The organism is Neobacillus drentensis, from assembly GCF_036965245.1.
GTDB lineage: Bacteria > Bacillota > Bacilli > Bacillales > Cytobacillaceae > Neobacillus > Neobacillus drentensis_G.
This window is the reverse complement of record NZ_JBALPG010000088.1, coordinates 1-10,485: the sequence shown is the minus strand read 5'-3', so window position 1 is coordinate 10,485 and position 10,485 is coordinate 1. Positions and strand designations below refer to the sequence as shown.

The following is a 10,485-nucleotide window of genomic DNA, read 5'->3' as shown; positions in this document are numbered from 1 at the left end:
ATGTATGGCTTGTCGGCAACCTTTTTAAAATTTTCTACTATACATAGGTGGTGTAATCTTTCTTATTTAAGTAAAAGTGTTGATAGTACTAGTGATTTACCACTTTAGGTGAAATGCCTGTGTTTGCAACTAATTATTGATCTATCTTCTTTCGTTGAATAGAGATAATATCAAAACAAAAAGCTCAAAACTATGTTTCGCTTATAAGGTTTTGAATAGGAAATTTTAGTATATACGTTTTGACTTTTACGCATAAGTGGATCATAATTATATGCGTAGAGTCTTTTTTTATTTTTGAGAGAAGGTGTGTTATGGCTATTACTGAGTTCATTATGGAAATGATCAGAAATAATAATGGTGTCATAACTGCTGCCGAAGTAACAAAAGCAGGAATTTCACGTGGCAATCTCAAATATATGATGGATACAGGTTTGTTAGAACGGACAGGACGAGGCGTATATCAACTGGTTGGATCATGGGAAGATGAAATGTATAATCTTCAAGTTCGTTATAAACGAGGGATTTTTTCTGGTGCTACTTCACTTTATTTATTTGGTTTAACCGACAGGACGCCAGCAAAATTTCAAATGACCTTTCCTCATAATTACAATACTTCTACCGTAAAAAGCGAAAACGTGAAGTGCAATCGCGTCATTATGGAATTGTATGAGCTTGGAGTTGTAGAAGTAAAAACACCTACAGGGAATACAGTGAGAGCTTATAACATGGAAAGGACATTATGCGATATCTTGCGAAAGCATAATAAGACAGATTTACAGATCATCACAGATGCCTTTAAACGCTACGTTAGAAGAAAAGACAAGAACATTGCATTGCTGTGTGAATATGGCAAGAAACTAAAGGTGGAAGGAAAACTTCAAACCTATTTAGAAGTGCTTCTATAATCAATGTATAAGAAGAAAAATTGGAGGTATACAAATGTCAAGTGCAGGACAACGTGCCGAATTACAATCTCAAATCTGGAAAATAGCCAATGATGTCCGTGGCTCAGTAGATGGATGGGATTTTAAACAATATGTCTTAGGAACACTTTTTTATCGTTTCATCAGCGAAAACTTTTCTAGCTATATTGAAGCTGGAGACGAAAGTGTCAAGTATGCAGACCTTCCTGATGATATTATAACGAAAGAAATCAAGGAGGATGCCATTAAAACAAAAGGTTATTTCATATATCCGAGTCAGCTGTTTGCTAATATTGCGAAAACCGCCAACACAAATGAAAGTTTGAATACTGATTTAGCTGCTATATTTTCTGCTATTGAAAGTTCAGCAAATGGTTATCCTTCTGAATTGGATATTAAAGGATTATTCGCTGATTTTGACACGACAAGCAATAGATTGGGAAATACAGTGAAAGATAAAAACAGTCGTTTAGCTGCTGTCATTAAAGGCGTTGAAGGGCTTAATTTTGGTGATTTTGAAGATAGTCAAATTGACCTTTTTGGTGATGCCTATGAGTTTTTAATCTCTAATTATGCTGCCAATGCTGGAAAATCTGGAGGGGAATTCTTCACACCGCAGTGTGTATCTAAACTTATTGCTCAATTAACAATACACAAGCAAACAACCATTAATAAAATTTATGACCCTGCAGCCGGTTCAGGTTCATTGCTATTACAAGCAAAAAAACAGTTCGATGCTCATATTATTGAAGATGGTTTTTATGGACAGGAGATTAACCATACAACTTATAACCTTGCTCGTATGAATATGTTTTTACACAATATAAATTACGATAAGTTTAATATTGCTTTAGGAAATACGCTTTTAGATCCTCACTTTGGTGACGAAAAGCCTTTTGATGCCATTGTATCTAATCCACCTTATTCCGTAAATTGGATTGGTAGTGATGATCCAACACTTATTAATGATGAAAGATTTGCTCCTGCAGGCGTATTAGCCCCAAAATCTAAAGCCGATTTTGCCTTTGTACTTCATACGCTTAGTTACCTTTCAAGTAAAGGACGTGCTGCTATAGTTTGTTTCCCTGGTATTTTTTACCGTGGTGGTGCAGAACAAAAAATTAGAAAGTATTTGATTGATAATAACTTTGTTGAAACTGTTATTTCATTAGCACCTAACCTTTTTTACGGTACTTCAATAGCTGTTAATATTTTGGTTCTTTCTAAGCATAAAAGCGATAATAAAACTCAATTTATTGATGCAAGTGGTGTGGATTTTTATAAAAAAGCAACCAATAATAACATACTTACAGATGAACATATTGAGCAAATTATGAAAATGTTTGACAGCAAAGGAGATGTTGAGCATGTTGCAAAATCCGTTGATTATGATGCAATCGTTCAAAATGATTACAATCTTTCTGTAAGTTCTTATATAGGAGCAAAAGACACAAGGGAAGTCATTGATATAAATAAGCTGAATGCGGAAATAAAAACGACTGTAGCAAAGATAGACCAACTTCGTGCTGAAATTGATGACATTATTGAGGTGATTGAATCATGATTAAGCTGAATATTATGGAGAAACTCCTGGAGGGGGTTGAGGTTCAGTGGAAAAGTTTGGGGGAAGTCGGTGAATTTACACGAGGTAAGAGATTTGTAAAAACCGACATGCTATCAGAGGGTTTCCCATGTATTCATTATGGTGAAATGTATACGCATTATAATATATGGGCAGAAACGACAAAATCGTTCGTTAGTCATGATTTAGCTTCAAAGCTAAGAGTTGCAAATCATGGTGATGTGGTAATTGTTGCCGCTGGCGAAACAATTGAAGATATTGGAATAGGTACTGCTTGGCTTGGAAATTCGGGGGTTGTTATTCATGACGCTTGTTTTTCATATAGAAGTTCTTTGAATCCAAAGTATGTTTCATACTTTTTACGAACCGAGCACTTTCATGACCAAATTAAGAAACATATATCTTCGGGGAAAATTTCGGCGATTAACGCGACTGGTTTAAGTAAAGCAAAAATCCCCATCCCACCCCTTAAAGTACAAGAAGAAATAGTCCGTATTTTGGATACGTTCACCGAGCTTACAGCCAAGCTTACAGCCAAGCTTACAGCAGAGCATACAGCTCGTAAAAAGCAATATAACTATTATCGTGATAAGTTGCTGACTTTTGAAGAGGGTAATGTTGAATGGAAACGGTTGGGGGATGTGGGTAAATTTATATATGGCTACGCTGCAAAAGCTCAGGATTCGGGTGATGCCAGATTTATCAGGATTACAGATATAAATATGAATGGCAAACTTATACCGACAGATGCAAAGTTCGTTGATATTTCAGAAGAAAACGAAAGATTTATTCTGGAAAAAAATGATTTGTTAATGGCTCGCACAGGAGCAACCTTTGGTAAAACAATGATTTTCGAAGAAGATTATCCTGCTATTTTCGCCGGCTTTTTAATCAAACTTAGTTTTGATAAGAAAATCATCAACCCCAAATATTATTGGCACTTTTCTCAAAGCGAACTTTTTTGGCATCAAGCTAACAAATTGGTGTCAGGTGGTGGACAGCCCCAATTTAATGCCAATGCAGTAAGAGAAGTCAAAATCCCAATTCCGTATCCAGACAACCCAGACAAATCTCTTGTGGAACAAGCCCGCATCGTATCTATCCTCGATAAATTTGATGCCATAACATCCTCAGTTACCGAGGGTTTATCTCGTGAAAGAGAGTTTCGTCAAAAACAATACGAATATTATCGTAATATGCTTCTCAGCTTTCCAAAAGAGGAGGTAGAGGAGTAATATGGGTGTTTCATTAACTGATATTGCACAGCAGTTAAAAGATAATAATAAAAAAGTTCAATTAATTTATGCCTTTAATGGAAATGGCAAAACAAGACTTTCAAGGGAATTTAGATTGTTGGTTGCACCTAAAAAAGATATAGAGACAGAAGAAACAGGGCTAGCTAGCAAAAAAATCATTTACTATAATGCCTTTACGGAAGATTTGTTCTATTGGGATAATGATTTAGAAAATGATGTTGATTTAAAACTTAGAATTCATCCGAACTCTTTTACTGAATGGGTACTTAATGAACAAGGGCAAGATCAAAATGTTATTAGTCATTTTCAGAATTATACTAATCAAGCATTAACACCTAGATTTAATCCAGATTTTACTGAGGTTACATTTTCTTATGAACAAGGAAATGACGCACCTTCACAAAATATCAAGATTTCGAAAGGTGAAGAAAGTAGTTTTATTTGGAGTGTTTTTTATAGCTTGCTTGATCAAGTAATATACGTACTTAATATACCTGAGCCAAGTGAAAGAGAGACAGATAAACTTAATCAGTTGGAATATGTGTTTATTGATGATCCTGTAACTTCGTTAGATGATAACCATCTGATTCAGTTGGCTGTAGACTTGGCTCAATTGATCAAAAGAAGTGAATCCAGACTAAAGTTTGTTATTACAACACACAATCCTATTTTTTATAATGTGCTCCATAATGAATTCAATAAAAAGAACTGCTACATGCTAGACCGTCAGGAAGATGGCACTTTTGAATTAGAAGAAAAACCAGGAGACTCAAATAAGAGTTTTTCATATCATTTGCATTTGAAGAAGACGATAGAGGAAGCCATTGAGAACAATCAAGTACAAAAATATCATTTCACTCTTTTAAGAAATCTATATGAAAAAACAGCTAGTTTTCTTGGATTTCCATATTGGTCAGACTTATTACCTGATAACAAACAAACTTATTATAATCGTATTATTCAATTTACAAGTCATTCTACCTTAGCGAATGAAAGTGTAGCAGAACCATCTCCCCAAGAAAAACAAACTGTTAAGCTATTACTTGAACATTTGACAAGTAACTATAGCTTTTGGAAGGAGGCATAAAGATGTGCGACTACAAACCCATCGCAGAATCAAAAAACTTTATAGTTTTAGATAAATATACGAAAATAGACCAACAAGGAGCTGGCTATCAAACAGAAGCCGATTTAGAACGAGAACTGATTCAAGATTTAGTAAATCTAGGCTATGAATATCTGCCAAGTTTAACTACTCCTAAAAAAATGCTTGCTAATGTCCGAGTGCAACTGCAAAACCTTAATAATGTACAGTTTTCAGAGGCTGAATGGAATAGATTTTGTGAGCAGTTTTTAGATAAACCCAGTGATAACCACATTGATAAAACCCGTAGAATTCATAACGATTATATTTATGACTTTGTTTTTGATGATGGGCATATTCAAAACATTTACCTAGTAGACAAAAAGAATATTGCCAACAATAAAGTGCAGGTAATTTCCCAATTTCAACAAAAAGGAACGCAAGCTAATAGATATGATGTTACCATTTTAGTCAATGGCTTACCTTTAGTACAAATAGAGCTTAAAAAGCGTGGGATTGCCATTCGTGAAGCTTTTAATCAGGTTCATCGATATAGTAAAGAGAGCTTTAATTCAGAAAACTCTCTGTTTAAATATTTACAGATTTTCGTGATTTCTAATGGGACCGATAGCCGTTATTTTGCTAATACGACTAAACGTGATAAAAACAGTTTTGATTTTACTATGAATTGGGCAAAATCGGATAATACCCTGATAAAAGATCTAAAAGATTTCACGGCTACATTTTTTCAGAAAAATACTTTATTGAATGTACTACTAAAATATTCCGTTTTTGATGTGAGCGATAACCTGCTGATTATGCGTCCTTATCAAATTGCTGCAACGGAAAGGATTTTATGGAAAATTGAAAGTTCATACCTAGCCAAAAATTGGAGAACTACTGAAAGTGGTGGATATATTTGGCATACAACAGGTTCGGGGAAAACGCTTACGAGTTTTAAAGCAGCTCGTTTAGCTACTGAACTGGATTTTATAGATAAAGTATTTTTTGTCGTAGATAGGAAAGACCTAGATTTTCAGACGATGAAAGAGTATCAACGTTTTTCCCCTGATAGTGTTAATGGTTCAGAAAGTACCGCAGGATTAAAGCGTAACATTGAAAAAGATGATAATAAAATTATTGTGACGACGATTCAAAAACTCAATAACTTAATTAAAAACGAAACAGAGTTACCTATATATAATAAGCAAGTGGTATTTATTTTTGATGAAGCCCACCGTTCACAATTTGGTGAAGCTCAAAAAAATATCAATAAAAAGTTTAAGAAGTTCAATCAATTTGGATTTACAGGTACGCCTATTTTCCCAGAAAATGCGTTAGGTTCTGAAACGACTGCTTCTGTCTTTGGTCGAGAGTTACACTCTTATGTAATTACGGATGCCATTAGAGATGAAAAAGTCTTAAAGTTCAAAGTTGATTATAACGATGTACGTCCCAAGTTCAAAACGATTGAAAAAGAACAGGACGAGAAAAAGCTATCGGCAGCAGAAAATAAAGAAGCATTACTACATCCTGAACGGATAAAAGAAATATCTCAATATATTCTGAATAATTTTAGAATAAAAACCCATCGTTTAAATGCGAATGGAAAAGGATTTAATGCCATGTTTGCTGTGAGTAGTGTTGAAGCAGCCAAACTCTACTATGAATCATTAAATAACTTACAACAGGGAAGCAGTAAACCCCTTAAGATTGCGACAATCTTCTCCTTTGCTGCTAATGAAGAGCAAAATGCTATAGGTGAAATTCTTGATGAAACTTTTGAACCTTCAGCAATGGATAGTAGTGCAAAAGAGTTTTTAAGTTTAGCCATTAAAGACTATAATGCCATGTTTAAAACCAATTATGGCGTAGAAAGTAAGGAATTTCAAAATTATTATCGTGACCTTGCTAAACGAGTAAAAGACAAAGAGATTGATTTGTTGATTGTTGTAGGAATGTTTTTAACTGGTTTTGATGCACCTACATTAAATACTTTATTTGTTGATAAAAATCTTAGGTATCATGGTTTAATGCAAGCTTTTTCGAGAACAAATCGTATTTATGATTCCACCAAAACCTTTGGAAATATTGTTACTTTTAGAGATTTAGAACAAGCAACCATAGACGCCATTACTCTTTTTGGAGATAAAAACACTAAAAATGTGGTGCTAGAGAAAAGCTACAAGGAGTATATGGAAGGATTCACTGATGTGGCAACTGGTGAAGCCCGTCGTGGATACGTAGAGGTAGTAAAAGAATTAAAGGAACGTTTTCCTAATTTTGATGATATTGTTACTGAAAAGGAAAAAAAAGAGTTTGCGAAACTCTTTGGTGAATATTTGCGTATTGAAAATATCCTGCAGAACTATGATGAATTTTCAGGTTTAAAAGCTTTGCAAGCAATAGATATTACTGATCCTAAAGCTGTAGAAGATTTCAAATCTACTCACTATGTTACTGATGAAGATATTGCTGTAATGCAAGAGATTCAGGTGTTAGAAGAAAGAGCTATTCAAGATTATCGTTCTTCATATAATGATATTCGTGATTGGCTCCGCCGTGAAAGAAATGGGAAAGAAAAGGAAAATGTTTCTATTAATTGGGATGATGTTGTCTTTGAAGTAGATCTTTTAAAATCCCAAGAGATTAATTTAGATTACATTCTTGAACTTATTTTTGAACATAACAAGAAAGTAAAAGATAAAGCAACATTGGTTGAAGAGGTTCGTCGCTTAATTCGATCTAGCGTAGGAAACCGTGCAAAAGAAAGCTTAGTAGTTGATTTTATCAACCAAGCTGATTTAGACAGTTTTCAAGATAAAGCAAGTATTATTGATGCCTTCTTCTCATTTGCTCAAACTGAGCAAAAACGTGAAGCAGAAGAGTTGATTAATACTGAAAAACTTAATGAAGAGGCTGCAAAAAGATATATTTTGAATTCATTAAAAAGAGAATACGCTAGTGAAAACGGAACGGAACTTAATGAAATTCTTCCTAAAATGAGTCCTCTTAATCCTCAATATTTAACAAAAAAGCAGGGCGTTTTTCAGAAAATTTCTGCCTTCGTAGATAAGTTTAAGGGAGTAGGTGGAAAAATTTAATAAATCTAAAATAGAAAGGATAGGGTGGATAAATGGCAGAATTCAAATATGAAGTAACCCAAAAACATGGCATATTGTCTGAATCTTCAAAGGGATGGACAAAAGAACTCAATCTAATCAGTTGTAACTTACGTGAACCGAAATACGACATCCGTGACTAGGCGCCAAATCATGAGAAGATGGGTAAGGGTGTCACGTTAAGTAATGAAGAGTTAGATAAGCTGAAGCAAGCATTGAATTCCATAGATTAGGTAACAAATAATACCGAAAAATCGCAATATAATATGCAACTATTAAACTGAAGGGTTTTAACCTATAAGTTATTTTTTCACTCTTTAATTTTTCTCTTACGGAGGTCAATATAGATGAATCAACTTAGACAAGTTAAAATTTACAACTTCAATTGTACAAGTATTTCAGAAAGGTAAAACAATTCTGAAAATTTAGAGATTTCGATGTTACTCTAACAGATAGTACAACAAGGAAAACTGATCTTGGTTACAAAAATATGATTTTCTAGTGTACTAATTTACACAGTCAAATTATTTTACACAGATTTTACACAAGCACCCAAAGAATCCTTATAAAATAAGGGTTCCTAGCCTATTCTATAACCCGACCACCGGTATCTAATTCTAGGTGTAAAACCTTGATACCAAAGACTTTCAACAGTTCTTGTTGGAGGTCTTTTTTATTTTCTTCAAAACGACTGAAATTTGCTAAAATCGCGTGCTTCGAATCTTATGATGGGGGAGATTTGATGTAAAGAATAGGATTGCTTTCTGAAGAAGAATAACAATTATTAAATTCAAAGAACAACCATGTTAACACCTATCAAAATAGTATTTGTAGTATAAAATTAATGTTGAAACTTGGTATTATTCAGTTATATAAAAAGGCTTTTTGTAGTATTTGTCGAAAATATTATGAAGGTAGGTTTTATTTTTATAGTAGGGGATGATAAAGTGCCTGTATACAATAAATTGGTCCGTGATCGTATTCCAGAAATTATTAAAAATACTGGGAGTCAATGCTCTTTTAAAATCTTAAATAATGAGGAATATATACATTCACTAAAGCAAAAAGGTTTCGAAGAACTTAATGAATACATAAATAGTGAGACCAACGAGGAAGCAATCAAAGAACTTGCTGACTTGTTAGAAATCATTCATGCTTTAGCAGAATATCATGGCAGCTCTTTTGAAAAAGTTGAAGGCATTCGGAAAAGTAAGTTAGAGAAACGCGGCGGATTTAAGAAAAAGTTTTATCTTATTGAAGTTCAGTAGTATTAAGTCAGCATAGCAGGGGATGGGTTCATGAGTCACAAATTACAGGTCGGCGAGATGAAAACGGAATATTTAACAGATAAAGAGATATGGTCACATTTTAATTTCATTTTCTCGTCTAAATCAAAGAACTCGACAACATACAAATTCGTTCTCATTAAATCGATTTTAGAAAACTTATACAATGTGAATGAGAAGCTTGAGTTAAGCTATTCAACCATATTTTCAAGCTTTGCCAAGATCTATTGGAATCTGGTTATCCATCATAATCTCAATCAAATTAATGTAAAGGGAAGAATGGCTGAGGTGCAAACCATTCTTCATGATATCCAATGCAAGTATCATATCCCGAAGTCGTTGGTATTTGATAAATTATCAAGTGAGTTGCAGGTGGAGATCATTCATAAAGTGACGAAGAAATGTAAAATCAATGTGATGGGAGCCATATACGGAGATACCAGCTGCACCATATATGATTTTGATAACCGCAAGGAGCAGCTACGAATAAACCCGGCATATTATTCCTTTATGCAGCGGTTCCAACGGGTATTAAATTACTTAACGAACTATCATCTTGCTTTATTCCTAGAAAAGTTTAATGAAAACGGAGATACTACAAACCTGCTCTTAAAAGTTGAAAATGTTTCGAAGCGGTCATCACTCGATCAGTTTTATCAAGTCCTTTCCTCTTTTTATAGCGGGAAATGCTTTTATTGTGGTAAAACCATCAAGAAAGATAAAGTCCATGTGGATCACTTTATCCCTTGGAGTTTTGTCCAGGCAGATCAGCTTTGGAATCTAGTAATCTCTTGCAGCACTTGTAATTTATCAAAGAGTGATAAATTGGCGGATAAATACTTTTTAGAGACCGTAATCGAGCGAAATAAAACCTTCATTTCTGTACCTGAACTTAGAAAAAGGGAAGATATGAAAGTCTATACCAGCAAAAAATTAATTGATTTGTACCATTATTCGGTGGAAAATGGGTTTACCGATTATTGGAGGCCTAAGGGAATTGTTTTATAATCCAATAATTTGTTTTTTTTCACTGCTGATTGAATCAATATTTAAAGAGAAACTATTTAGATACTAATAAAAACTGTTTTCAGCTGGTAAACAAAGGAACAATTGCTATTGCTGCTACTGACGAAGGGTTTAACAATAATAAAGTAATAAGAGTTTGTAAGGTTATTTAAGGAATGCACAAACAAATAATCATTTTATTTCATCACTAGAGGTTATTCAATGAA

At 33.9% G+C, this 10,485-nt stretch carries 7 protein-coding genes and 1 pseudogene; all 8 read left to right on the top strand.

The window, feature by feature from the left end:
• The first annotated feature begins 332 nt into the window (after nt 1–332).
• Nucleotides 333–905 (top strand): type IV toxin-antitoxin system AbiEi family antitoxin domain-containing protein, encoded by a 573-nt coding sequence (locus tag V7150_RS17700; protein WP_335521027.1) that lies wholly within the window; start codon nt 333–335, stop codon nt 903–905.
• Between the two features lie 34 nt (nt 906–939).
• Nucleotides 940–2,487, top strand: a complete 1,548-nt coding sequence (locus V7150_RS17695) for a type I restriction-modification system subunit M (protein WP_335521026.1) — start codon at nt 940–942, stop codon at nt 2,485–2,487.
• Nucleotides 2,484–3,740: a restriction endonuclease subunit S gene (locus V7150_RS17690; protein ID WP_335521025.1), complete on the top strand. Its 1,257-nt coding sequence runs from the start codon at nt 2,484–2,486 to the stop codon at nt 3,738–3,740. Before V7150_RS17695 ends, V7150_RS17690 begins: the two co-directional genes overlap by 4 nt.
• Before the next feature lies 1 nt (nt 3,741).
• On the top strand, nt 3,742–4,848 hold the full coding sequence (locus V7150_RS17685; RefSeq protein ID WP_335521023.1) for an AAA family ATPase: 1,107 nt from the start codon (nt 3,742–3,744) through the stop codon (nt 4,846–4,848).
• Nucleotides 4,849–4,850: 2 nt separating this feature from the next.
• A complete protein-coding gene (locus tag V7150_RS17680; RefSeq protein ID WP_335521020.1) occupies nt 4,851–7,949 on the top strand; it encodes a type I restriction endonuclease subunit R in 3,099 nt (1,032 codons plus the stop codon).
• 32 nt (nt 7,950–7,981) lie between these two features.
• Nucleotides 7,982–8,200, top strand: a pseudogene (locus V7150_RS17675) (YdbC family protein).
• Nucleotides 8,201–8,914: 714 nt separating this feature from the next.
• On the top strand, nt 8,915–9,235 hold the full coding sequence (locus V7150_RS17670; protein ID WP_335521029.1) for a nucleoside triphosphate pyrophosphohydrolase: 321 nt from the start codon (nt 8,915–8,917) through the stop codon (nt 9,233–9,235).
• Between the two features lie 30 nt (nt 9,236–9,265).
• Nucleotides 9,266–10,261 carry an HNH endonuclease gene (locus tag V7150_RS17665; RefSeq protein WP_335521018.1) on the top strand — a complete coding sequence of 332 codons (996 nt, stop codon included), beginning with the start codon at nt 9,266–9,268 and terminating at the stop codon, nt 10,259–10,261.
• Nucleotides 10,262–10,485: the final 224 nt, after the last annotated feature.

Bases quoted from the DNA above. Each gene is read 5' to 3' on its own strand.
- V7150_RS17700 (WP_335521027.1), top strand. From the start codon at position 333: ATGGAAATGATCAGAAATAATAATGGTGTCATAACTGCTGCCGAAGTA.
- V7150_RS17695 (WP_335521026.1), top strand. From the start codon at position 940: ATGTCAAGTGCAGGACAACGTGCCGAATTACAATCTCAAATCTGGAAA.
- V7150_RS17690 (WP_335521025.1), top strand. From the start codon at position 2,484: ATGATTAAGCTGAATATTATGGAGAAACTCCTGGAGGGGGTTGAGGTT.
- V7150_RS17685 (WP_335521023.1), top strand. From the start codon at position 3,742: ATGGGTGTTTCATTAACTGATATTGCACAGCAGTTAAAAGATAATAAT.
- V7150_RS17680 (WP_335521020.1), top strand. From the start codon at position 4,851: ATGTGCGACTACAAACCCATCGCAGAATCAAAAAACTTTATAGTTTTA.
- V7150_RS17665 (WP_335521018.1), top strand. From the start codon at position 9,266: ATGAGTCACAAATTACAGGTCGGCGAGATGAAAACGGAATATTTAACA.